25 protein-coding genes are annotated in these 25,766 nt (G+C 36.1%); 17 read left to right on the top strand and 8 right to left on the bottom strand.

From position 1 onward, the window contains the following. Positions 1-3 precede the first annotated feature (3 nt). From AB674_RS07845 to AB674_RS07815, 7 genes are all read right to left on the bottom strand, one after another. Positions 4-936 carry a peptidylprolyl isomerase gene (locus AB674_RS07845; protein ID WP_047775443.1) on the bottom strand — a complete coding sequence of 311 codons (933 nt, stop codon included), beginning with the start codon at positions 934-936 and terminating at the stop codon, positions 4-6. Between the two features lie 61 nt (positions 937-997). Beyond that, entirely contained in the window at positions 998-2,164 is a 1,167-nt protein-coding gene (locus AB674_RS07840; protein WP_047775440.1) for an MFS transporter, read from the bottom strand. A gap of 369 nt (positions 2,165-2,533) precedes the next feature. After that, positions 2,534-2,881 carry a cupin domain-containing protein gene (locus tag AB674_RS07835; protein WP_047775438.1) on the bottom strand — a complete coding sequence of 116 codons (348 nt, stop codon included), beginning with the start codon at positions 2,879-2,881 and terminating at the stop codon, positions 2,534-2,536. A gap of 13 nt (positions 2,882-2,894) precedes the next feature. After that, positions 2,895-3,437 (bottom strand): NADPH-dependent FMN reductase, encoded by a 543-nt coding sequence (locus AB674_RS07830; RefSeq protein WP_047775435.1) that lies wholly within the window; start codon positions 3,435-3,437, stop codon positions 2,895-2,897. Between the two features lie 8 nt (positions 3,438-3,445). Then, a complete protein-coding gene (locus tag AB674_RS07825; protein WP_047775762.1) occupies positions 3,446-4,144 on the bottom strand; it encodes an aspartate/glutamate racemase family protein in 699 nt (232 codons plus the stop codon). Between the two features lie 37 nt (positions 4,145-4,181). Continuing rightward, the gene (locus tag AB674_RS07820; RefSeq protein WP_047775434.1) at positions 4,182-5,051 is read right to left on the bottom strand and encodes an archaemetzincin; all 870 of its coding nucleotides are present in this window, start codon (positions 5,049-5,051) and stop codon (positions 4,182-4,184) included. A gap of 168 nt (positions 5,052-5,219) precedes the next feature. Then, on the bottom strand, positions 5,220-5,684 hold the full coding sequence (locus AB674_RS07815) for a nuclear transport factor 2 family protein (RefSeq protein WP_047775760.1): 465 nt from the start codon (positions 5,682-5,684) through the stop codon (positions 5,220-5,222). A 196-nt stretch (positions 5,685-5,880) separates the two neighbouring features. Here AB674_RS07815 and trmD point away from each other — a divergent pair, with 196 nt between their 5' ends. The 16 genes from trmD to uvrB all read left to right on the top strand — a co-directional run bounded on the left by trmD (position 5,881) and on the right by uvrB (position 24,505). After that, entirely contained in the window at positions 5,881-6,561 is a 681-nt protein-coding gene (trmD, locus tag AB674_RS07810) for a tRNA (guanosine(37)-N1)-methyltransferase TrmD (protein WP_047775433.1), read from the top strand. Positions 6,562-6,791: 230 nt separating this feature from the next. Then, entirely contained in the window at positions 6,792-7,163 is a 372-nt protein-coding gene (locus tag AB674_RS07805; protein ID WP_131701525.1) for a hypothetical protein, read from the top strand. Between the two features lie 262 nt (positions 7,164-7,425). Further along, positions 7,426-7,776: a 50S ribosomal protein L19 gene (gene rplS / locus AB674_RS07800; RefSeq protein ID WP_047775758.1), complete on the top strand. Its 351-nt coding sequence runs from the start codon at positions 7,426-7,428 to the stop codon at positions 7,774-7,776. Positions 7,777-8,053: 277 nt separating this feature from the next. Next, entirely contained in the window at positions 8,054-10,279 is a 2,226-nt protein-coding gene (locus tag AB674_RS07795; protein WP_047775430.1) for an NADP-dependent isocitrate dehydrogenase, read from the top strand. Positions 10,280-10,411: 132 nt separating this feature from the next. Next, positions 10,412-12,793, top strand: coding sequence for a TonB-dependent receptor (locus AB674_RS07790; RefSeq protein WP_047775756.1), 2,382 nt, complete (start codon positions 10,412-10,414; stop codon positions 12,791-12,793). Positions 12,794-12,830: 37 nt separating this feature from the next. Beyond that, a complete protein-coding gene (locus AB674_RS07785; RefSeq protein ID WP_047775428.1) occupies positions 12,831-13,652 on the top strand; it encodes a DUF4249 domain-containing protein in 822 nt (273 codons plus the stop codon). An 11-nt stretch (positions 13,653-13,663) separates the two neighbouring features. Then, the gene (locus AB674_RS07780) at positions 13,664-14,146 is read left to right on the top strand and encodes a GyrI-like domain-containing protein (protein WP_047775426.1); all 483 of its coding nucleotides are present in this window, start codon (positions 13,664-13,666) and stop codon (positions 14,144-14,146) included. Between the two features lie 5 nt (positions 14,147-14,151). After that, positions 14,152-14,604 (top strand): DinB family protein, encoded by a 453-nt coding sequence (locus AB674_RS07775; RefSeq protein WP_047775424.1) that lies wholly within the window; start codon positions 14,152-14,154, stop codon positions 14,602-14,604. Between the two features lie 100 nt (positions 14,605-14,704). Then, entirely contained in the window at positions 14,705-15,163 is a 459-nt protein-coding gene (locus AB674_RS07770) for a RidA family protein (RefSeq protein ID WP_047775423.1), read from the top strand. A 65-nt stretch (positions 15,164-15,228) separates the two neighbouring features. Further along, positions 15,229-15,891, top strand: a complete 663-nt coding sequence (locus AB674_RS07765; protein ID WP_047775421.1) for a thiamine diphosphokinase — start codon at positions 15,229-15,231, stop codon at positions 15,889-15,891. A gap of 449 nt (positions 15,892-16,340) precedes the next feature. Further along, positions 16,341-17,291 (top strand): 23S rRNA (adenine(1618)-N(6))-methyltransferase RlmF, encoded by a 951-nt coding sequence (gene rlmF, locus AB674_RS07760; protein WP_047775419.1) that lies wholly within the window; start codon positions 16,341-16,343, stop codon positions 17,289-17,291. A gap of 57 nt (positions 17,292-17,348) precedes the next feature. After that, entirely contained in the window at positions 17,349-17,579 is a 231-nt protein-coding gene (locus AB674_RS07755; RefSeq protein WP_047775417.1) for a hypothetical protein, read from the top strand. Then, on the top strand, positions 17,564-17,866 hold the full coding sequence (locus AB674_RS07750; RefSeq protein ID WP_047775416.1) for a type II toxin-antitoxin system RelE/ParE family toxin: 303 nt from the start codon (positions 17,564-17,566) through the stop codon (positions 17,864-17,866). Before AB674_RS07755 ends, AB674_RS07750 begins: the two co-directional genes overlap by 16 nt. Positions 17,867-17,945: 79 nt before the next feature. Next, positions 17,946-18,908: an alpha/beta fold hydrolase gene (locus AB674_RS07745; RefSeq protein ID WP_047775414.1), complete on the top strand. Its 963-nt coding sequence runs from the start codon at positions 17,946-17,948 to the stop codon at positions 18,906-18,908. A gap of 350 nt (positions 18,909-19,258) precedes the next feature. Beyond that, positions 19,259-22,378, top strand: a complete 3,120-nt coding sequence (locus AB674_RS07740) for a TonB-dependent receptor (RefSeq protein ID WP_082210610.1) — start codon at positions 19,259-19,261, stop codon at positions 22,376-22,378. A gap of 135 nt (positions 22,379-22,513) precedes the next feature. Further along, positions 22,514-24,505: an excinuclease ABC subunit UvrB gene (gene uvrB, locus AB674_RS07735; RefSeq protein ID WP_047775413.1), complete on the top strand. Its 1,992-nt coding sequence runs from the start codon at positions 22,514-22,516 to the stop codon at positions 24,503-24,505. Here the strand turns inward: uvrB and AB674_RS07730 are convergent. Beyond that, positions 24,502-24,903, bottom strand: coding sequence for a TerB family tellurite resistance protein (locus AB674_RS07730; protein ID WP_047775411.1), 402 nt, complete (start codon positions 24,901-24,903; stop codon positions 24,502-24,504). The two genes, uvrB and AB674_RS07730, sit on opposite strands and share 4 nt — an antisense overlap. A gap of 56 nt (positions 24,904-24,959) precedes the next feature. Here AB674_RS07730 and AB674_RS07725 point away from each other — a divergent pair, with 56 nt between their 5' ends. Continuing rightward, positions 24,960-25,760: an alpha/beta hydrolase gene (locus tag AB674_RS07725; RefSeq protein ID WP_047775409.1), complete on the top strand. Its 801-nt coding sequence runs from the start codon at positions 24,960-24,962 to the stop codon at positions 25,758-25,760. The last annotated feature ends 6 nt before the right edge of the window (positions 25,761-25,766 follow it).

Here is a 25,766-nt window from a genome sequence, read left to right as displayed (position 1 = left end):
TTCTTATTTTACTTCCATTAATTCAACGTCAAAAATCAAAGTTGCGTTTGCCGGAATAACTCCTCCTGCACCTGCAGATCCGTATGCTAAATGAGAAGGAATAACAAAACGAGCTTTGTCTCCAACTTGTAATAAAGCAATACCTTCATCCCAACCTTCGATAACCTGACCTTGACCTAATCTGAATTCGATTGGTTTTTTACGTGGGTAAGAAGAATCAAAAACTTTTCCTGTTTCTAAAGAACCTTCGTAATGTACCGCAACTGTTTTACCAGCTTCAGCTCTTTTACCATCTCCTTTTTGAATCATTTTGTAACGTAAACCACTTTCTGTTTTATCAAAACCAGCAGCAAGTTCTTCCATTTTAGCTTCAGCAGCCGCTTTTTCATTTGCTTCACGTTTAGCACGAGAACCTTCAAAAGTTCTGAAAGCTTCAATAGCATTCCATTTTTGAGCTTCTTCTCCAACTCTTACAATTTCTAAAGTTTCAAGAGCATCTCCCTGAGCAATTGCATCAACGATATCTTGTCCTTCAATTACGTGACCAAAAACAGTATGTTTTCCGTCTAACCAAGAAGTTGGAACGTGAGTGATGTAAAATTGAGATCCGTTTGTTCCTGCTCCTGCATTAGCCATAGCCAAAACTCCCGGACGATCGTGTTTCAAACTTGGGTGAAATTCATCATCAAATTTGTAACCAGGACCACCTGTTCCAGTTCCCTGAGGACAACCTCCCTGAACCATAAAATCAGGAATTACACGGTGAAATGATAATCCATCGTAATATTTATTCCCTTGTGGTTTGATTTTATTTTCTAAATTTCCTTCTGCCAATCCTACGAAGTTACCAACTGTACCTGGCGTTAAATCGTGAGTCAATTTTACTAAAATTGAACCTTTGCTAGTATTGAATTTAGCGTATATTCCGTTTTCCATTGTTATTATTTTTAATTTTGATTGCAAATTTACAAATTAATTCTATATCAACTTGTGCTTTCTATTTTTTCGATTTTGATTTATAAGTAACTCCATAAACTACCAATGCCAGTAGGGCCAGAACAGCACATCCTATGGTCACAGCATGCCATCCGCCTAATTTCCACAATAACAATCCGTAAGCCGATCCTGCCGCAGTTCCCAAGAAACTAAACGACATAAATACGGTATTTAATCTGTTTCTCGCTTCAGGCAAAAGCGAATAAACGCGGGTTTGATTTGAAATGTGAACGCCCTGAATCCCGATATCAATAAAAACAATTCCGATCACAATTCCGATTACACTTTCTATTGAAAAATAGAAAACCATAAAACTGATCAACATCAACAAACAACCGTAACCCACTGCAACTCTAGGATTTCCTTTGTCTCCCATTTTACCAACCAAAGGTGCTGCTAAAGCTCCTGACGCTCCGACAATTCCAAAAAGTCCTATTGTAGCACTATTAAAATTAAAAGGTTCCCCCGAAAGCAATAACACCATTGTGGTCCAGAATGCTCCAAATTGAGCGAAACAAAACACATTGATTAGAGTAGCTTCCCGTAAAACCGGTTGTGTCTTTATCAGTGTAAACAGTGATTTAATTAATTGACCGTAAGAACCCTCAAATTGAGGTTTATTGACCGGTAATTTCTTCTGAATGGCAAAAAATATCAAAGTACAAATTCCTGCTGCAATCCAAAACATCGATCTCCATCCGAAAAGCTGGCCAATGAATCCGCTTAATGTTCGGGAAAGCAAAATACCAAGTAGTAATCCGCTCATAATTGTTCCAACTACTTTTCCGCGCTGTTCAGGAGCAGTTAAAGAAGCTGCTAGAGGCAAAATAAGCTGTGGCACTATCGAAGTGATTCCGATAAGCAGTGATGCTATTTGCAGAACAAAAAAGTTTGTAGACGTCGCAGCAATAATCAAAGCAATTACCGTAGCAAAAGTCGTCATTAAAATTTGCTTTTTCCGTTCGATTTTATCCCCTAGCGGTACCATAAAAAACAGTCCGATCGCATAACCTGCCTGAGTCAGATAGGTAATGGTTCCGGCACTTGCTTCGGGAATTTTAAATTCGTTGGCGATTAAAACAATCAAGGGTTGGCAGTAATACAGGTTTGCAACTATCAGTCCGGTGCAAGCTGCCATGAATAAGACATTCGTTTTAGATAAATTCATTTTGCAAAAATACTATTCTAATTTCAACCTAAACTTTAAAAAAATTATAATTTTTTGGGTACATTTTTCTTGAAGGGCAAAGGTTCGGAGGTACAAAGGTTCAGCGTTTCTTTGAATCTTTTTTTCAAACCTTTATCCCCTTGTATTTTTTTTAAAAGCTCAATCTCTATGTCAGGCTGAGCGGAGTCGAAGCCCTTTTTGCCTAACCAGCCTTCGACTACGCTCAGGGTGACAATAGTTCATAAAAGAACGTTTAATTGATATTTATAAGGCGTTTTTAACGAGACAAACAGAGTAGTCGCAGCGTCACAAAGTTTTTTTTTCACTTTTCAAACCTCTGAGCCTTTATACCTCAGAACCTTTGAACTTTTAAACCAAAAAATCTTCCCGCATTGGACTAAAAACATCTGTCAGAAGCCCACTTTCTAAACAAACAACACCGTGAATGGCATGAGGAGGAATATAAAAACTGTCTCCTTCTTTTAAAGTCTGCGTGACACCATTAATCGTAACATCAAATTTACCACTTGCAATATAGGTAACCTGCGAATGATAGTGTTCGTGCAAAACGCCAACTCCACCTTTTTCAAAATGAACATTCACCAACATGACTTTATCATCGTAAGCCAGAATTTTACGCTTGATCCCTTCCCCTACTACTTCCCACTCTATTTCATCGCCTTTTATAAACGTTTTACTCGATCCGAAACTTTGCATATTTGTTTTATTTTTAATTGAATTGTTTCATTTGTTTTTCAAAATTCCTGATGAATCCTACAAGATCCTGTAACGTTTTTTCATCCGTAATATTTCCATCCAAATCTAATTTGCCTCTTATTCCCTGTATCAAAAGTTGAGTTTCCTCATTAAATTTAGCTTCAATAGTTTTCATTATTAACTCTAATTGCTCATGGCCTTTTTCTCCGGACGCAGAAGCTGTGATCAAACCTACATTTTTATTTGAAAACAGCGTAGTAGAAACACACCATTCTAAGGCATTTTTCAAACTTCCGGGCAAACTAAAAACATACTCGGGAGTACAAATTATGACCCCACTTGCAGTCTCAATTTTATTTCTGAAAGCCTGTACTTCTTCGGGTGGATTTTCGGTATCCAGATCCGGATTAAAATGAGGAATACGTTCTAAGTCTTCGAATATTTCTACCGCAAAATCACTGCTTATGTTTTCCGAAATGAATTTCAGAATTTTAAAGTTACTCGAGTTCTTTCTCGTACTTCCTGAAATAGCCATTATGATTTTCTGCTCGCCCATTGCCTTTATTATTCTGCCGAAACAGCAAATTCTACCGCCGCTTCCGAATGAATTTTTGTCGTATCAAAAACCGGAACCGGAACGTCTTCCTGACTAATCAGCATGGGGATTTCGGTACAACCCAAAATTATTCCCTCTGCTCCGTTTTCAATTAATTTTTCAATAATTGAGAGATAGGCTCTCTTGGTTTGTTCTTTTATTATTCCTCGTCCTAATTCTTCTTTTAAGGTTTGCTGCACAAAATCTCTTTCTTCCTGAAGAAATGGAACAATGGCTTCAATGTGATTTTCTGCCAGTTTTTTGAAGTAAAAATCCATTTCCATAGTGAATTTCGTTCCCAACAAACCGACTTTTTTTAATCCTTGTTTTTTTATTGCATTTGCTGTGGCGGTCACTACATGTACAAATGGCAAATTAATCTCCTGCTCCAGTCTATCTGAAACCGCATGAGCTGTATTGGCACACAAAACAATGGCATCGGCACCACTTTTTTCGAGGTTTTTGCAGGCATTTAAAAGCAAATCAAAAGTGGCATCCCAATTTCCGTTGGTGTTATTTCTTTGAAAATCATCGAAATTCACCGAGTAAATAATACATTCGGCGAAATTAAGTCCACCTAACTTTTCGTTGATGCCTTCGTTGATAAATCGGTAATAATCAATTGTCGAAATCCAACTGATTCCGCCCACAAGTCCTATTTTTTTCATAGTTGTATTTTTCAATTCTAAGGTTTTATTTTGGTTATTAAAATCGAGTACTCGCAAGATCGCTTTTCATTAACTGCAATTCACGCATCAAATTATTTCGTTTAAAATAAGCTGCGAGTTCATTCAATCTTTTTTTGTTATCGTATTTTAAACCGGAATTTATTTTTTTCTGACAGTTTGAGCACAATCGGATAGAATGTTCATCTGTCTCCGGTATACTATTTGTTCCATTCATCGCGCAATTGGCCTCAATACAATGGGCTAATCCAAACATGTGCCCGAGTTCGTGTGAACTTACTTTCAACAATCGCGATAAACACAGATTAAAATTGGCTTCTGTTAATTTTTCATCCTGTAATCTATAAATGGAACTTACTCCTATTTTCTGTGTGTAAGATGCTAATCCAAAAACGTAATTCCAACTAGAGGAAGGAAATAAATCCAGTTCTGTCAATCCCATTACAGCAATTCGGTTTAAAGGCTTATCCTTTTTTAAAACACTGTCTAAAATATAACCTGCCAACAGCTGCTCCTGCTCTTCTCTTCCTATTCTTCTGGCATGATCAGGAATAATATTATTTGAAGCGGTTTCTAAAATTTTGGTATCCAATTGAAAATAGATTTGCAGATATTCCCTCGTCAATTCAATTTGTTTGGTTTGCAAAGCCGTAAAACTGCCAATTGGTTTTAGATAAATAATATTCGCCTCTTTGGTTGGAATAATGTGTTTTGATTTCATGAATTTTTCAAAACTCTGCCCTTTTTCGTCACGATCATACAACCAGTCGCCGGGCGCAGGTGGAGCAAGCGCAACATCATTCTCTTTTATATCTTCGAAATAGGCATTCTCTTTATTTGAATTACAGGAATAAAAAAGTACAATAACTAAAAGAAAAAGTTTTCTCATATAGGCTTTGATGTAAGGTTAAAGGATTGGAAATAGATTTACGGTTTATTTTTATAGCATTAAAGAAATAAAATAATTTTAAATTGACTGTTACCTGGCTGTTATGAATCATAAAAGCGCTTCCGGAATTCTATTCCGGGTCTTGGAATTCAAAAAGTAAATCTAGCTTTATTTATCAGAATTTGAATCATCAAAGTTGTCAAAATAGGTAAAATCCTGTGTTATTTTTCCTTTATCGATTGTAAAAATCTTGCAGATTGGTAGTTTAAATTTTGTGCTATCAGCAGCGGTACCTGTTGAGACTAGTTCTACAATTATATGTTGTTCATCTGAGGGATAAATTTTGACAATTTCACTATGCAAATCGGCAAACAGGGTATTTAGCTTATTGTATTTAGTAATGGTTTGTCTCCGGGTTTGAATAGTCATCTCCGGTCCGAATGACGGGTCCTTAAAATCTGCTATTGGCGAATACAGTGTTGCCAGCTCGTTCCATTGGTGGTTATTGTAATATTCGAAATATTGTTGTACTATTTTCTCCTTCTTTGACGGATCCAAATTGGGTGTTTTTACCTGATCCTTGCAAGAACATACTGTAAAAATTATACTGAAAAGCAGCGCTACATTTTTCATACTAAAAGGATTATTTTTAAGTCCGATGAACTTCTTCCTATTTAAATTAAAAATACTAAAAAACATCCGATAAATCTTTATGTCATTAAATGTTTGGCTATTTTATTTCAACCATAAATCTTCAATTTTTAAATCTTTAAAAATTCGCTACTTTTTACTTTGTATCTTTGCCGCACAGAACTATTGAAGAAAAGAAATGCGAATTGATATTATAACGATTTTGCCGGAATTATTAAGAAGTCCGTTTGAGGCTTCTATTATGAAACGTGCTATTGACAAAGGTTTGGTCGAGGTACATTTTCATAATTTGCGCGATTATACGACAAACAAACAAAAAAGTGTCGACGATTATCCGTTTGGCGGTGGTGCCGGAATGGTGATGACGGTTCAACCCATTGATGCCTGCATCACACATTTGAAAAACGAACGTGAATACGACGACATCATCTATATGTCTCCGGATGGTGAAACTTTAAACCAAAAAATGGCCAATACCATGTCGATGTATGAAAACATCATCATTTTATGCGGTCATTATAAAGGGGTTGATCAAAGGGTTCGCGATCATTTTATTACAAGAGAAATCTCTATTGGTGATTATGTTTTATCGGGTGGAGAATTAGGTGCTTTGGTTTTATCCGATGCTTTGATCCGATTAATTCCGGGTGTTTTAAGTGACGAAACCTCTGCATTAACAGATAGTTTTCAAGACAATTTACTTTCGGGTCCGATCTATACTCGTCCCGCAGATTATAAAGGATGGAAAGTCCCGGAGGTTTTAACCAGTGGACATTTTGCCAAAATTGATAAATGGCGTGAGGATATGGCGTATGAGCATACTAAGAACAGACGTCCGGATTTGTTGGAGGAGAAATAGGTTTCACGTTTCAGGTTTCACGTTTCAGGTTTGAGTCTCAATCCTTGTCTCAGTTTACAGAATAAAAAATACAAATGTCACGCTGAGCGAAGTCGAAGCGCTTCGCTCAGCGTGACATTAAATTAGTACTAAGCACCCGGACTAAAAAACTTCAAAATAATTACTTGTACGTTTTTAGCTTTTTTCATACATTTATAAGATTGAATTACAGCAATTTAAAAAATAAAACTATGAAAAACGCACTACTAAAACTTACTTTTTGCCTTGTGTTTCTAATTTCAGCTACAGGTTTTGCACAGGCTTTAAACAAAAAGTCCTTAACCTCTGAATTAGGTAAAACAGAAGGAATTTCTTTAGATGCCAAACAGAAAAGCAGTTTTGACAAAGCCAATAATGACCTTGTTACCGGATTATTTGACATTGACAAAAAGAAACTCCCACAAGCAGACCGGGACAGTAAAATAGATGGTTTGTTTGACAAAAGAGATAAAAGCTTATCTTCTTCATTAGGAGCGGACAAATACACCGATGTGAAGAAAAAAACAGATAAAAACATCAAACAACTGAAACGAAAAGTTAAATTAGCCAAGCTCGTTCTGTAATTATCAATCAGAAAATTTCTTTGGTCGAAACGTTTGAGAACTAGTTTACAGTTTCAGTTCTCAGTCTCAGTTCTCAGTCTCAGTACGAAAACCAAAATTAGCAACTGACAGTCAGAATCTTACTTCTGAAAAACACTTAAAATTACAGACAATAAAAAAGTTGCAAATTAAAACTAAAGTTGTATTTTTGCAGCCGAATTAGACTAACCTCTGGCGAGATCCGTGAATGTTACTCTATAAAAAAACCATAATTAAAATTATCATGGCAGATTTAATGAAATTCGTTCAAACCGAATTAGTTGCTAAAAAAGATTTCCCTGTTTTCGGAGCTGGAGACACTATTACCGTTTTCTACGAAATTAAAGAGGGTGAAAAAACAAGAACTCAGTTTTTTAAAGGAGTTGTTATTCAAAGAAGAGGTTCTGGTAACACAGAAACTTTTACTATTCGTAAAATGTCAGGAGCTATTGGAGTTGAGCGTATCTTCCCAGTAAACTTACCAGCTTTACAAAAAATTGAAATCAACAAAAAAGGAGCTGTACGTAGAGCTAGAATTTTCTACTTCAGACAACTTACTGGTAAAAAAGCTAAGATTAGAGATAAAAGAAGATAATCATTTATCTTTTTGTCATAAAAAATCCGTTTCATATTATTTGAAACGGGTTTTTTTTATGCCTTCTTTTCAAATTAATAAAACCGTAATTTTTTAATATCAAAACGATCAATTTGATAATTTAAAGACTTCGAAATAACAATCTGATAATTTGTTTAATTCTCCTTAAAACGCAACCGTTTTCGGAGTGTTTTTATTATATTTGCTCCGCTCATTTTGAGCCGACTATACCTTTTAATTACCATTTCGCGGTAATACGATTATAAAAAAAAAGAAAATGACACAAAATTCAAAAATTTTTTACACCTTAACTGATGAGGCGCCATTGTTAGCGACTTACTCTTTTTTACCTATTGTTCAAGCGTTTACCGCAACGGCTGGTATTGCAATTGAAACAAGAGACATTTCGTTAGCAGGCAGAATTTTATCTAATTTTCCTGAGGTTTTGACAGATGCTCAAAAAACGGTTGATGCTTTGGCTGAACTTGGTCAATTGGCAACACAACCGGAAGCCAATATTATCAAATTACCAAACGTTTCTGCTTCAGTACCGCAATTAAAAGCGGCGATTACTGAATTGCAGTCACACGGTTATAACATTCCAAATTATCCGGAAGAGCCTCAAAACGATGCTGAAAAAGAAATCAAAGCTAAATATGCTAAAGTTTTAGGTTCTGCTGTAAATCCTGTTTTACGTGAAGGAAACTCTGACCGTAGAGCGCCAAGAGCGGTAAAAAACTTCGCGAAAGCAAATCCTCATTCCATGGGTGCGTGGTCTGCTGATTCTAAAACCAAAGTAGCTTCTATGCCAAATGGTGATTTCTACGGAAGCGAAAAATCACTTACTGTTACAGAAGCAAATGATGTAAAAATCGAATTTGTTGCTAAAGACGGCTCAACTACGGTTCTTAAAGCCAGTACTCCTTTAAAAGCAGGTGAGATTATTGACAGTTCTGTATTACACTTAAATGCTTTAAAAAGTTTTGTTGCTGAAACTATCGCAGAGGCAAAAAAAGAAGGTGTTTTGCTTTCTGTTCACTTAAAAGCTACGATGATGAAAGTTTCAGATCCAATTATCTTTGGCGCTATCGTTGAAGTTTATTTTGCTGATCTTTTCAAAAAATACGCAACTTTATTCAATGAATTAAACATCGACACCAGAAATGGTTTGGGTGATATTTACGCTAAAATTGCAGGAAGACCTGAGCAAGCTGAAGTAGAAGCTGCTATTGACGCTGCGATCGCTAACGGTCCTGCATTAGCAATGGTAAATTCTGATAAAGGAATTACCAACCTGCATGTTCCTTCTGACGTTATTGTTGATGCTTCTATGCCGGCAATGATTCGTACTTCAGGACAGATGTACAATAAAGAAGGAAAACAACAAGATACTATCGCTATTATTCCGGATCGTTCTTATGCCGGAATTTATACTGCAACTATTGATTTCTGTAAAAAACATGGTGCTTTTGATCCTAAAACAATGGGAAGTGTTCCTAACGTAGGTTTAATGGCTCAAAAAGCAGAAGAGTACGGATCTCACGATAAAACTTTCCAAATGAAAGAAGAAGGTGTTGTTCGTGTAGTTGATAAAAACGGAACTGTTTTGATGGAACAAAGTGTTGAAGCAAATGACATTTTCAGAATGTGTCAGGCTAAAGACGCTCCAATTCAGGACTGGGTTAAACTAGCGGTAAACAGAGCTCGTTTATCTGATACTCCGGCTGTTTTCTGGTTAGACGAAAACAGAGCGCATGACAGAGAATTGATCGTAAAAGTTCAAAAATATCTTAAAGACTACAATACTGTAAACTTAGACATCCGTATTTTAAATCCGGTTGCTGCTACAGAATTTACTTTAGACAGAATTATCAAAGGATTAGATACAATCTCTGTAACAGGAAACGTTTTACGTGATTACTTAACGGACTTATTCCCAATTTTAGAATTAGGAACTTCTGCTAAAATGCTTTCTATCGTTCCGTTAATGAACGGTGGTGGATTGTTCGAAACCGGTGCAGGGGGTTCTGCTCCTAAACACGTTGAGCAATTTACAGAAGAAGGTTATTTACGTTGGGATTCATTAGGAGAGTTTTTAGCACTTGGAGCTTCATTAGAGCACTTAGGTCAGACTTTAGACAATTCTAAGGCGCTTGTTTTATCTGAAACTTTAGATCAGGCAAACGACAAATTCTTGGCAAATGATAAATCTCCGGCACGTAAAGTAGGTCAAATTGACAACCGTGGTTCTCATTTTTACCTTGCTTTCTATTGGGCACAGGCATTAGCTGCTCAAAATAAAGATGCTGAATTAAAAGCGATTTTCACTCCAATTGCAGCTCAATTTGAAGCAAACGAAGCTAAAATTGATGCAGAGTTAATCAGTGCTCAGGGGAAACCTCAAACACTTGGCGGATACTATCAGCCAACTCCTGAATTAGTAAGCAAAGCAATGCGTCCGAGCGCTACATTCAATGCAATTCTTGCTGAAATAAAATCATAAGCAGTTTTTATTATATTGCTATTAAAGAAGACAACCTCAAACGGTTGTCTTTTTTTATTAACTCATATTTAACAATCGTTCGACACTATATTTTAATAAGAATTGTTAACTATGTATATCAAAACCACGACAATGATTCCAAAAAAAATTAACATTTTTATTCTTCTTGTTCTAACAACTCTCACTTCATTTTCTCAAGAAAAATTCACATTAAGCGGTACCATAAATGACTTTAAAAATAATGAAACCTTAATCGGGGTAAACATTTATATTCCTTCCTTAAAAATCGGAACTACAACAAATGAATACGGTTTTTATTCCTTAACTATTCCCTCCGGTAAACACGAAATCGAAATCAGTTATGTGGGCTATCAAACCATTCAAAAAACAATTGACTTAAATCAAAACACTAAAACTAATTTTTCGCTACAGGAAGGTGGTGAAGAACTTCAAGAAGTTGTAATTACGGATAACAAAGGTAAGATCAACATCAAATCGCCTGAAATGAGCACCAATAAACTTTCGATTTCAACCATCAAAAAAATGCCGGTTGTTATGGGTGAAGTCGATGTTTTGAAATCGATTTTGTTACTTCCGGGTGTTACCAATGCCGGTGAAGGTGCTTCGGGATTTAATGTCAGAGGTGGTGGAGCAGATCAGAATTTAATTTTGTTAGATGAAGCCACTATATTTAACTCTTCGCACGTATTTGGATTCTTTTCGGTTTTCAATCCCGATGCTATTAAAGATTTAAAACTATACAAAGGCGGAATTCCGGCACGATACGGCGGAAGAGCCTCCTCTGTCCTCGATATTTACCAAAAAGACGGAAGCAGTAAAGGTTTTCATATGAATGGCGGAATCGGATTGATTTCGAGCAGATTGCTGGCAGAAGGTCCACTGGTAAAAGACAAAGGTTCATTTTTGATTGGAGGAAGAGCTTCTTACGCCCATCTGTTTTTAAAATTATCTGAAGACCAAAAAGATAATGCTGCCTATTTTTATGATTTGAATACTAAATTGAGTTATAAATTAAATGACAACAACAGCTTGTATTTATCTGGGTATTTTGGTCGCGATGTTTTTAGTATTAATAAAAGTTTCTCGAATACTTACGGAAATACAACTTTAAATCTTCGTTGGAATCATCTGTTTTCCAGTAAAGTATTCTCCAATTTATCTTTAATTTACAGTGATTATTACTACGGTCTTGATTTAGATTTGGTAGGTTTCAAATGGGATTCTGGAATTAAAAACTACAACATCAAATACGATTTCAAACATTATATTTCAGATAAGTTCAAATTGAATTATGGTATAAACGGAATTTACTACGGATTTAATCCCGGAACGATCAAACCGACCGGAACTACTTCAGGAATTAATCCCGATCAATTAGACAAAAAATATGCTTTTGAACCTGCTGTTTATATCGATGCCGAAAGTCAGTTTTCAAAAAGAATTACCGTTTCTTACGGATTGCGTTACAGCTTATTTTATCGTTTAGGCGAATCTACTATTAATTATTATGACAACGACAGTCCGGTTGTTTTTGACTCTAATACGCAGATTTATAAAAAGGGAACTCCAATCTCAACGAAGTTTTATGGCAAAAATAAGGTTATTCAGAGTTACGATAATCTGGAGCCAAGATTCGCAATTTCTTATCAATTAAACGATGATGAGGCCTTAAAAGCCAGTTACAACAGAATGGCGCAATACCTTCAATTGATTTCGAATACCTCATCACCCACTCCGCTTGACGTCTGGATGCCTAGTGACAATTACATCAAACCTCAAATCGCCGATCAGGTTGCCTTGGGTTATTTTAGAAACATCAACAACGGAGCTTACTCGCTTGAAGTTGAAGCGTATTATAAAAAAGTTCAAAACCGTTTAGACTATATTGATGGTGCCGATCTGATTGCCAATGATGCTATTGAACAGGTCATTCTAAACGGACGCATGAGATCGTATGGTCTAGAACTAATGCTTAAAAAAAATGAAGGCAAATTTAACGGATGGGTTTCTTATACCCTCTCCAAATCAGAACAACAAACACCGGGAAGAACTCCGGAAGAAACCGGAATAAACGATGGTCGCTGGTACAACTCTGTTTATGATAAAACACATAATTTAGCGATTACATCGGCTTATAATTTAAACGAAAAATGGTCTTTTGGTGCTAACTTTACTTTACAATCCGGACAGCCTGTTACCTATCCGAATGCGCAATACGAATATTTAGGAATAACGGTACCAAGCTACGGATTGAGAAATGAAAATCGTCTACCTGCTTACCATCACCTGGATATCTCGGCAACTTTGACACCAAGAAAAAACAAAGACAGAAACTGGAAGGGAGAATGGGTTTTTAGTATTTACAATCTATATAATCGCCAAAATGCGGCCTCTATTAACTTCCGTCAAAATGTGGACACCGGTGCAAACGAAGCGGTGAAAACCTCCATTTTTGGGATGGTACCGGCAGTAAGTTACAATTTCAAATTTTAAAAATTATTTTCTTCCAAAGAAAAACAAAAGATAAACCATGAAAAAAGCAAGTTTTTTAATCGTACTTTTTATATCCCTTTTCTTCACAAGCTGTGAAGAAGTTGTTGATGTAGAATTGGATACCGCACCTCCAAAACTAGTAATCGAAGCGGCTATAACCTGGCAAAAAGGAACCTCCGGGAATCAACAAATTATAAAACTAACCACTACAACGGGTTATTTTCAAAACGTAATTCCAACGGTTTCGGGTGCTGTTGTGTCTATAAAAAATAGCAAAAATGAACAATTCAATTTTATAGAAAGCCCTAAAAAAGGTCAATATGTTTGTACCACTTTCAAACCTGAAATTGAGGAAAATTATACTTTGACAGTGGTTAGTGGCGGAAATACGTATACGGCAAGTGAGATTTTAAAATCAGTAGCTCCGATCACTCGACTGGAACAAAACAACGAAGGCGGTATTACCCGAAAAGATATTGAAGTAAAAGCTTTTTATACAGATCCTGGCGATGCAGAAAATTATTATCTATTTAAATACACCTATTCCAGCAAAGTAACGTCTACCTTTTATGCTTCCGAAGATAAATTTTACCAAGGAAATGAAATTTTCAGCAGCTCGGATGATGATGAGTTAAAACCCGGAGATCAAGTTGAAATTATCCATTACGGAATCTCAAAATCGTACTATAATTATATGAATATTTTAGTGAGCATTGCCGGAAATAATAGCGGAGGCCCTTTTCAAGCTCCTCCTGCGACAGTAAAAGGAAACATCATTAATACAACCGATAAACCGAATTATCCTTTGGGTTATTTTTCTCTTACCGAAACGGATTCAAAAAAATATACTATCGAATAACACCCAGACAAATGGAAGCCAGAATTGAAATTGCAGCAGAAAAGAAACTCATCGGAAAATACATTGCCATGTCTTTCCTGGACAATAAAACCTTTCAGTTGTGGTCGTCTTTCATGCCGCATCACAAAGAAATAAAAAACAAAATTGGAACTGATTTGTATTCGTTGGAAGTTTTCCCCGTCGGTTATTTTAATGAATTTGACCCCAAAAATGATTTTGAGAAATGGGCAGCGGTTGAAGTTTCTAATTTCAGTGAAATACCGTCAGGAATGGAAGATCTCGTCATTCCTTCCGGATTATATGCTGTTTTTATTCATGAAGGAGAAAATACGAAAGCCCATAAAACCTATCATTCTATATTTGTAGAGTGGTTACCAAACTCGACTTACACGGTTGACGATCGCCCGCATTTTGCCATAATGGGAGAAAAGTACAAAAAAGACGATCCGAATTCGGAAGAAGAAATCTGGATTCCAATAAAAAATAAAATTTAGAAACCATGTCAATCAAAACACTACAATCACTTTTTGAACGGGATCTTACTAAATTGAAACTCGAAATTGAATCGTATCAGGATGAATCTAAAATTTGGGTCATCGATAAAAACATTCTAAATTCAGGTGGAAATCTTTGTTTGCATCTTATTGGAAACATCAATCATTTTATCGGTGCGCAAATTGGCAAAACCGATTACATTAGAAATCGGGAGTTAGAATTTTCGCAAAAAGACGTACCAAGAACTGTATTGGTTCAAAAAATTGAGGACACCTTAGCTGTAGTAAATCAAACTCTTGACACGCTGGACGAAGCTGATTTAGAAACCATTTACCCGCTAATTGTTTTTGAAAAAGAAATGACAACGGACTTTTTTCTGGTGCATCTTGCGACGCATTTAGCGTATCATCTAGGGCAAATCAATTACCACAGAAGATTGCTGGATACAGCGAAATAAAAAAAGATTTCGAAAAAAAATCTAAACCCTCAACCTATGTAAATGTTTTAAAAATTAGAATTAAGTAACCTTTGTCCTTCACAATTCTAATTTTTAAAACATGAAACATTTACTTTCAATCTTATTCTTTATTTGCGGCTTATCTGCTGAAGCACAAACTTTCAAAAATCCTGAATCTCTATTTGATCCAACACCTTATGGTTTCAGTCATGCCTCTTCCGTAAAAGCAAATGGTAACCTCGTTTACATTTCGGGGCAAAGTGGCGGTCTAGGCAAGGAACATCTTTTGAGTTCCGATTTCAGAGAGCAAGTTCAAGTTGCCTTGAAAAATCTCACAACGGTTCTGGACAGTTACCATTTAAAACCGGAAAATGTCATGAAAGTGACCCTTCTGATCGTCGATCATTCTTCAGAAAAATTAAAAATATGGGAAGAAGAAATTCGCCAAACATGGAAAAACAAACCCTTTCCTGCCAGTACCCTAATTCCCGTTACCAAACTGGCAATTGACGGAATGTTAATTGAAGTAGATGCCGTTGCTTTCCAACCAATAAAATAAATTGGTACCCAGTCAAAGCCTATAACTTTCGTACATTTGCAGCACATTTCAAATCAAAACGCTAAATGTCTTCACACCATATCGTACGCGACGACCAGGAACCGGCTTTAATCATTGCTAACGGAGCAGCTTGCCATCCGGAATTATTAGGACAACTGCTCGAATGGTCTCCATTGGTTATCGTGCTGGATTCTGCCATCGAAAGAGTTATTGAGTTAGGCATAAAAGTCGATGTCCTTTTAGGCGATTTTGATCGTGGTTTTGATCCTGAAATTTACAAAACCACTCAATATCCGATTGAGATTGTACACACCCCCGATCAAAACAAAACCGATTTAGAAAAAGCTTTTGACTATTTAATTGATCGAAAAATACCTGCTGCAAACGTTGTTTGGGCCACCGGAAAACGTGCCGATCATACGATAACCAACTTAACCAATATTGTTCGCTATCGAAATTTGCTTAAAATTGTCATTCTCGACGATCATTCTAAGATATTTCTGCTTCCGAATAAATTTGAAAAATGGTACACGGCCAAAACACCCATTTCATTAATTCCGATTGGAGTTGTAAATGGTATTTTCTCCACTAATCTGAAATATCCATTAGAAAACGATACGCTTACAATTGGTTACAGAACCGGCAGCAGTAATTCTGTTGCAAAAGACGGGTTGGTTACGATTACACATTCCGACGGTGATTTATTGCTAATGGAATGTATGGATTAATTCCCTCTAAACCAGACAGTTTGTATTTCACTGTTCTATTTAACTGCAAGGGTCGCAAGGTTTTATTATAGCATCACAACTCTATTTTAATTTAACACCTATTTTTTTGCACGCAGATTTAGCAGATTGCGCAGATTTTTTTTATAAGAGGCAAAGATCAGCCTAATCTGCTAAATCTGCGTGCAAAAGAAAATATTTGCGAACCTATACTTTATTTTAATCGTAAAGTTTAGTTATAGCTTTGCGAACCTTGCAGTTAAATTTCCTAACCACAAAGTCTGCAAAAAGAAAACAAATGGCCCGAAAAGCTTTAAAAAGTGGCTCTCTACGCCATTATAAAGAAAACCTTTTCACAAAACTGACACTATTCTGTCAAGGCTAGGACAATCCTTTTCATAAGAGCATCTTCACAAAAAAGGAATGACTATCTTTGCACCCAAATTCACAAAATGAAAGCAATAGACAATTCCGAAAAAAACAATTTACATCCTAGAAATCTGCATCGCTCCCGATATGATTTCGAACTTCTTATTACCAATTGTCCGGAATTAAAAAAGTACGTGGCCGTAAATGTTCACGGAGTAGAAACTATTGATTTCAGTGATCCAAAGGCTGTAAAAGCACTTAATAAAGCACTATTACAAACCTACTACGACATTCAGAATTGGGACATTCCTTCTGATTATCTTTGTCCTCCAATTCCGGGACGTACCGATTATATTCACTATCTGGCTGATTTATTAGCAGAAACGAATAACGGAATCATTCCTGAAGGAAATTCTGTTTTAGGTTTAGATATCGGAACGGGAGCAAATTGCATCTATCCGATATTAGGGAACGCTATTTACGATTGGAGTTTTGTAGGAACTGATATTGACTTAAAGGCAATTCAAAACTGCAGTAAAATTATCGAAGCCAATCCAAAACTTATTGACGCGATAAGTTTACAGCAACAAACGGAATCCCGTTTTATATTCAAAAACATCGTCACACCGGAAGATCGTTTTACATTCACCATTTGCAATCCTCCTTTTCATGCTTCTGCCGAAGATGCCAATCAAAGCACCGTTAGAAAAGTTTCAAATTTAAATCCGAAAGAAAAGAAGAAAACAAATCCTGTTTTAAACTTTGGAGGTCAAAATGCAGAATTATGGTGCGATGGCGGCGAAATAGGTTTTGTCACGCAGATGATTTACGAGAGTGCTAAATACCCGATGCAATGTTTATGGTTTACTACTTTGGTTTCTAAAAGAGATAATCTTTCCAGTATTTACAGAACTTTAAACAAGGTAAATGCTGCTGCCATAAAAACAATAGATATGGCTCAAGGCCAAAAAACAAGTCGTATTATAGCATGGACTTTTTTGACTGAGGCGCAACAAAAGGCTTTTAAAATTTAAGAATCTAAAATCTTTTTTTCTGTTTTTGTTTCGTAACTTCGGGTAAATTATAGTATTATGAACACTATTGAACTTAAAAACATTTTGATTTCGGAAATCGAAAAGATTGATGATGCCTCTTTTTTATCTGCTCTAAAAACCATCCTGGACAGTCGGAATACTGCAATAAAAAATTATTCGGAACAATATAATAACGAACTAAAAGTAGCAGAAGAAGAAATTCGAAGCGGAAATTTTTATTCTCATGAAGAAGTTAAGGATAAAATAGAGCAATGGAAAAAGAAATAATCTGGTCAAAAACTGCCCAAGATCAACTTAAAAAAATCTATTTTTATTTGGTAAAAGAGTCCAAAACCCAGAGTATTCCAAATAAGATAATTGATGCCATTTACAATTCGACTACAGTTCTTAGTACAAATTGGGAAATCTACGAATTAGATGAAATGAAACTTTCGAACAAAGGCAATTATCGTGCTTTTGAAATCTACAGTTATCGAATTTCCTATAAAATCAATCCACAATCTATTTACATTTTAAGAATTCGGCACACTAGCAGAACTCCTAAAACCTTATAATTATGATAGTTTAAAATAAAATTCTAATACGATAATCCATTCCATCAGCGTAACTTTATAGGATATTGAATTTTTCATTATGCTAAAACTATCTCTACAATTTGCGTTATTATTTTTATTGGCCGGCTGTGCTTCTTCCAAAAAAATAAAATTTGATGATTATATTTTTCAAACAAAAACGGAAAAGGGCGCTTACATCAACTCCTACGACAAAGCTTTAAAACTTTGGGATGTTCCCTATACGGAAGAAAATATCCAAACTGATTTTGGAATTGCTCATATTATAGTAGCCGGACCCAAAAATGGAAAAGATTTGGTTTTGCTACACGGCATGGATGCCAGTTCTACCATGTGGTATCCAAATATAAAAACTTTAGTAAAAACACATCGTGTCTATGCCATCGACTTTCTGATGGAACCCGGCAAATCAACTTTAACGACAAAAGCGCTTTCATCAGAAGAGATAGTGATTTGGTACAATCAGATTTTCAATTATTATAAATTAAAAAACTTTGATATTGTGGCCGCTTCACGTGGAGGCTGGACGGCAACACTATTAGCTACTCAAAAAGAAAATTCAATTGATAAAATAGTTTTATTAAGTCCTGCACAAACGTTTAAATCTATTGATAAAATGAGAAAAACGACTTCTGCCTTACTGCTTAAGCTGTTCCCAAACGAAAAAAGATTCACTAAAACACTAAACACCTTTGCTACACATCCCGAAAACATAAATCCTGCTTATAAAAGACAATTTTATCTGGCGAATAAATATGCCAAATCGAATTCAAATATGCTCAATATGCGACCTTTTTCGGATGACGAATTGAAGTCGATTCAAAATCCGGTTTTAGTTTTAATTGGAGATCATGACGTTATCAATTCTGATGAAAGTTTAAAACGTGCACAGAAATATTTAGTTAATAGCAAGACCAAAATCATCAAAGATGCCGGACATTTCTTAAGTACTGATCAGCCTAAAGTTGTAAATGAGGCTGTTACTGACTTTTTAAATGATAAAAAACCTACTTCAAATCTCTAAAAAAAAATATTTTTAGCAACATAAAATAGAAATATGTGTCAATAGTCTAAAAATCAATCGTTTTCTTATACTAAGCAAGAATTTCAATACGAAATTACATACTTTTACAAATACAGTATAAACTTTTTAGAAGTTCGCTAAATAGAGCGAAGTATACCACCTCAATCTGCTGTAGATTAAATCAGTCACGAATTAGAAAAGTGACAATTACAATATTAGGTCGGAGACTTATTGAATAAAAATTCCAAAACAAATTCAAATCCAAAAATAATTTATAGTAGTCCCATCTTCTATTTAAAATTATTTTTTTGCTTTCATATTAATTAACCAAACTAATATAAACCAAGATTATGAAAAAGAATTTATTCAAAAACCAACTGTTTTTACGACTCAAAAAAGCGTCGCTCACATCATTTGTACTCGCTATTATTTTAGCAAACAGCAACAATCTTAACGCTAGTGAGACTTCGAAAAACGGAAAAAACACCATTCTAACAAATCAAAACAAAGAGATTGATCTGGTCAGAGGAAAAGTTGTTGATGACACAGGATCATCTTTACCGGGAGTTACGGTATTGGTAGTAGGTACCAAAAAAGGAGCCGTTACAGATATTGACGGAAACTATACTATTGAAGCCAAAGTTGGTGACGTACTACAATTTTCGTACGTAGGTTTACAAACCAAAACCGTAACAGTTGACGGACCAATCGTAAATGTTACGCTATCGGGAGGTAGTGGCGAAACGTTGGAGAATATCGTTATTATTGGATCACGTAATCCTACCCGAACTGTTACAGAATCAGCCGTTCCTATAGATGTTATTGCAATGAAAGATATTGCTACACAAGGTGCACAAACCAATCTGAATCAGATTTTGAACATGGTGGCGCCTTCCTTTACCTCCAATACCCAAACAGTAGCCGATGGAACGGATCACCTTGATCCGGCACAATTAAGAGGTTTAGGCCCCGATCAGGTATTGGTTTTAGTAAACGGTAAAAGAAGACATACCTCCTCTTTAGTCAACATAAACGGAACACCGGGAAGAGGGTCTGTAGGAACCGATTTGAATGCAATTCCTGCTTTCGCTCTCGAAAAAATAGAAGTACTTCGAGATGGAGCTTCCGCTCAATATGGTTCAGACGCTATTGCGGGAGTGATTAACCTTAACATAAAAAAAGACACCAAAAAATTAGATGTCAATCTCTTTTCAGGAAGTAATTTTTCGAGAAATGCAAACGATCACAGAGGTGGAAATGATGGAAACCATTACCAAATGGATCTTAATTACGGAACTAATTTAGGCAAAGAAAAAAGTTTTATTAACCTGACAGGAAGCTTACAACTAAGAGATGCTACAAGCAGAGCTGATGATGCCGCAGGTACGATCTATAATGCTTATAATGCGATTGAACAAAGAGCTTCTGAAGACGGAATAAACATAAATTCTATGTTTGGAAATATTACCAATACTCCAAATTCTGCTCAGATTATAAACTTAATAAAAGGTTATGCTCCAGAGGTAAGTTATTTTACTCCAACACAACAAACCGCTATCACTAATGCCACAACAATTTCGCAATTGCAAACGGCATTAAATTTTGATGCCACAGACGGAGAGTTGGCTTACAGAAAGCTGGAGAGAAAAAACTTTAACATGAGAGTAGGTCAATCTGCATTTAAAAGTGTTCAGTTCTTTTTGAATGCTGCTTACCCTATTAATGATAAATTAGAAGTTTATGTTTTTGGAGGAACCAGTTACAGAGAAGGGGAATCTGCCGGTTTTTTCAGAAGACCGAATCAGTCCAGATCGTACACCGGTTTATACTTAAATGGTTTCTTACCCGAAATCCATTCTACCATTAATGATATTTCTGCCGCGACGGGACTTAGAGGTACCATTTTTAAAGATTGGCATTTTGATTTGAGTAACACCTACGGTCGAAATGCTTTTGATTATAATATAGAAAATACGGTAAATGCTACACTAAGGGAAGGCTCTCCTACTGAGTTTGATGCGGGAGGCTTACGTTTTGCTCAAAATACGACAAACTTTGATATGAGCAAAAAAATCAATACCCTAAACATCGCTTTTGGTGCCGAGTATCGCTACGAACTGTACGGTATCAATGCCGGAGTTCCCGATTCTTATAGTCAATACGACATTAATGGAAATGTAGTAACCGGTACGACACCTGCCAACATAAGAGTTACCGATTTCTATGGCGCAGCCAGACCTGGTGGAGCGCAGGTTTTCCCTGGATACAGAGCAGAAAATGCAAAAGATGAAAAAAGAAACAGTGTTGCCGTTTATACCGATTTAGAGCTAGATGTAACCGAAAAATGGTTGTTAAACGGAGCTGTTCGTTTTGAAAATTATTCCGATTTTGGAAGCACTACTAATTTTAAAATCGCAACCCGTTATAAACTTACAGACAACATCAATTTACGTGGTGCTTTCTCAACAGGATTTAGAGCTCCATCTTTACATCAGATTTATTACGAATCGACTGCAACACAATTTACAGGTGGAGTTCCTTTTGAAGTAGGAACTTTTAGCAACGATTCCAGAATAGCACAATTACTTGGAATTCCGAAACTAAAACAAGAAGAGTCAACCAGTGTAAGTGCCGGATTTACTGCGAAAATTCCAGCAGCCAACATTACAATAACGGCAGACGCTTACTATATAAAAATTGATGACAGGGTGGTACTTACCGATCAATTTACCCCAACACCTCTCACCCAGTCTCTGTACGATGCAGCAGGTGCGAATGCGGCAACTTTTTTTGCCAATGCAATTGACACCGAATCCAAAGGAATTGATGTCGTAATTACCAACAAACTAAACTTAAATGAAAATCTGACTTTAAAAAATGATTTATCAGGTACTTTTTCAAAAACACGCAAAGTAGGAAACATCAATGCATCACCAATACTAGAAGCTGCAGGACAGGTAAACACTTATTTTTCAGAGTCTTCAAGAGTTTATTTGGAAGAAGCAGTACCAAGAGTAAAAGTAAACTTGACGAACAGCCTTACCTACAAAAAATTCGATTTCTTTTTAAGAAACGTGTATTTTGGAGAAGTAACAGATCCAAACGTTGCTGATGTAAACGGTGATGGCTTGGTAGGTGCCACTATCGTAAATGGTAAAGCAGTAGAAAACGAACACCCGGTTTGGGGAGGAAGAGTGATTACTGATATGTCAGTAGGTTTTAAAATTAGTCCTATTACTAAAATTATAATTGGTGCAAACAATGTTTTTGATATTTATCCGGACAAAAACCTGGGCCCACAAACGGCAAGAAGAGCTAATGGTGTTGATGCAAATGGAAATGTAACCTATGCAGCAGCTCCGACTTCTATCGATTTATCCAATCAAAATCAATTTGTGTATTCCAGAAATGTATCGCAGTTTGGTCAAAACGGACGCTTTGTTTTTGCCAGATTAAGCTTTAGTTTCTAAATCATTCCTGATTTTTTACTTATTCAGAAAAGTCGTTAACATTAGTTTGTTAACGGCTTTTTTTTGAATTCTACTTTGAGCCAAAAAAAGAAATCAAACTCGTATATTTGTAAATAAGAACTTTTATTATACGAAATGGATTTTAAAGTAGTTTCCGATTATAGTCCAAAAGGCGATCAGCCGCAAGCCATTCAAAAACTCACACAAGGAGTTGTTGATGGCGAAAAATATCAAACTTTATTAGGAGTTACAGGTTCAGGAAAAACGTTTACTGTAGCCAATGTTATTCAGGAAGTGCAGAGGCCTACTTTGGTTTTAGCGCATAACAAAACTTTGGCCGCTCAGTTGTATTCCGAATTCAAGCAATTTTTCCCTGATAATGCGGTTGAATATTTCGTTTCTTATTACGACTATTACCAACCCGAAGCTTTTATGCCCGTAACCGGGGTTTTCATTGAAAAAGATTTATCTATCAATGAAGAACTGGAAAAAATGCGTTTGAGCACTACCTCTTCCCTACTTTCAGGTCGACGAGATATTTTGGTTGTGGCATCCGTTTCTTGTTTATACGGTATCGGAAATCCGGTTGAATTCCAGAAAAACGTAATTGCAATAGAAAAAGATCAAGTTATTTCCCGAACCAAATTATTGCATAGTTTGGTTCAAAGTTTATATGCCAGAACTGAAGCCGATTTTACACCCGGAACTTTCAGAATCAAGGGTGACACTGTTGAAGTTTATCCGAGTTATGCTGATGATGCTTTTAGAATTCACTTTTTCGGAGACGAAATCGAAGAAATAGAATCTTTCGATGCCAAGACTTCTCAAGTAATAGAGAAATTCAATAAACTGACAATTTATCCGGCTAACATGTTTGTGACTTCTCCGGATGTTTTACAAGGTGCTATCTGGGAAATTCAACAAGATTTAGTAAAACAAGTCGATTATTTTAAGGAAATCGGAAAACATCTGGAAGCAAAACGTTTGGAAGAACGTACCAATTTTGACTTAGAAATGATTCGGGAATTGGGTTATTGCTCGGGAATTGAGAATTATTCGCGTTATCTTGACGGAAGAGATGCCGGAACAAGACCTTTCTGTTTACTGGATTATTTTCCAGACGACTATCTGATGGTAGTGGACGAAAGTCACGTAACGGTTTCGCAAGTTCATGCCATGTACGGAGGCGACAGAAGCCGTAAAGAAAATTTGGTAGAATACGGTTTTCGATTACCAGCTGCAATGGACAACAGACCTTTGAAATTCGAAGAGTTTGAAGCCATGCAAAATCAGGTCATTTATGTTTCTGCAACTCCCGCCGATTATGAGTTACAAAAATGTGATGGTGTTTATGTAGAACAAGTTATTCGTCCGACAGGATTGTTGGACCCTATTATAGAAATTCGTCCAAGTTTGAACCAGATTGATGATTTAATCGAAGAAATTCAGGTGCGTTGTGAATTAGACGAAAGAGTTTTGGTCACTACTTTAACCAAAAGAATGGCCGAAGAATTGGCGAAATATTTAACCAAAGTGAATATTCGTTGTCGTTACATTCACTCCGATGTTGACACTTTGGAACGTATCGAAATCATGCAGGATTTGCGAAAAGGTATTTTTGATGTTTTAATTGGAGTTAACTTACTTCGTGAAGGATTGGATTTACCTGAAGTTTCCCTGGTTGCCATCCTTGACGCTGATAAAGAAGGATTCCTGCGCAGTCACAGATCGTTGACACAAACTATTGGTCGTGCGGCAAGAAATCTAAATGGTAAAGCCATTATGTATGCGGATAAAATCACTGCCAGTATGCAAAAAACAATTGACGAAACCAACTATAGAAGAACCAAACAGATCAATTTTAATACTGAAAACAACATTATACCACAGGCACTAAAGAAAAAAATCGAAAGTGCTTTTACGAAAAATCCATTGGTTGAATATGAATTAGGTCATACTCTGACTACTGCAGCAGAACCTAATACGGCTTATATGTCTAAGGCTGATTTAGAAAAAATGATTCGCGAGAAACGAAAATCAATGGAAAAAGCAGCCAAAGATCTGGACTTTTTACAAGCAGCCAAATTGCGTGACGATATCAAAAAACTACAGGAACAATTGCCTTAATTGTGTTGTTCCTGAAAAACTTTTAGCAACACTTTAGGATCAATCAAAGCGTTTGGTGCTTTTTGCATCAGATCTAAAATTCGTTTTGTTGCAATTGGATTCAAACCCATCTCAATTGCGATCTGTTGTATTGCTGATGCTTCCTTTTCGTGCAAAACGCCATCACAATGCATAATCAAAGCCAGTCTGTAAAATTGCTGAATACGCTGAAACTCCGATTTTATGGCTAACGGTGAAGTTTCCTGATGAAATAAATCCTGAAATTCTTTTTTATCGATATTCAATTCCTGCGCTACCAGCCACAAAAACTCCAATTCGCGTTTGTGCAACTGACCATCAACTGTTGAGAACGCAATCATTTCTAAAAGTAAACTTCTCTTTTGTTCTTCGGTATTCATCAATTTATTATTTTTAGCTAAATTATTGTTTTTAAATCTAAAACACAAAAAAACACATGATTCGGCTATTCTTCTTTTTCGTTTTCCTTGGGACAATCTTTAGCAGTACTGCGCAAGAAAGCACGGCATCAAAAAATGTTTCGACTTTCACTATTGAAGCTCCTCAGCTAAAAACCACCAAAAAAATATGGATTTATTTACCTGAAAATTATTCCACCTCAATAAAGAAAAAGTATCCTGTATTCTACATGCATGATGCTCAAAATTTGTTTGACTCCAAAACTTCCTACGCAGGAGAATGGAATGTCGACGAAAAACTGGACAGCCTAAAAGCTCAAGTGATTGTTGTTGGAATTGAACATGGAAATGACAAACGAACAGATGAGCTAACGCCTTATAAAAATGAAAAGTATGGAGGCGGAAATGCCGATAATTACCTTGAGTTTATCGTTAAAACCCTAAAACCATATATCGATAAAAACTACAGAACCAAGCCCGATGTTAAAAACACCACTATTATGGGAAGCTCCCTTGGTGGATTGGTTTCGTATTATGCGGCATTCCAATATCCGAAGGTGTTTGGGAAAGCAGGCGTTTTTTCACCTTCCTTTTGGTTTTCGAACGATATTTACACTTTAACAGAAAAAGCACCTAAAATAAAGACCAAATTTTACTTTTTGTGCGGTGACAACGAAGATGACGATATGGTAAAAGATATGACTAAAATGGAGCGGTTGCTGGACAAAAACCGTTGCTACTGTCTGCATCTTACGCGATCAAAAATTGTGAAAGGCGGCCAGCATAATGAAAAACTCTGGCGGGATAATTTTGTGACCGCTTTTTTATGGTTGAATTAAAAAAAC

It is taken from the genome of Flavobacterium sp. ABG (assembly GCF_001027725.1).
Lineage (GTDB): Bacteria > Bacteroidota > Bacteroidia > Flavobacteriales > Flavobacteriaceae > Flavobacterium > Flavobacterium cupriresistens.
Note: the sequence above shows the minus strand (reverse complement) of the source record. Positions and strands in the feature narration are given on the sequence as shown.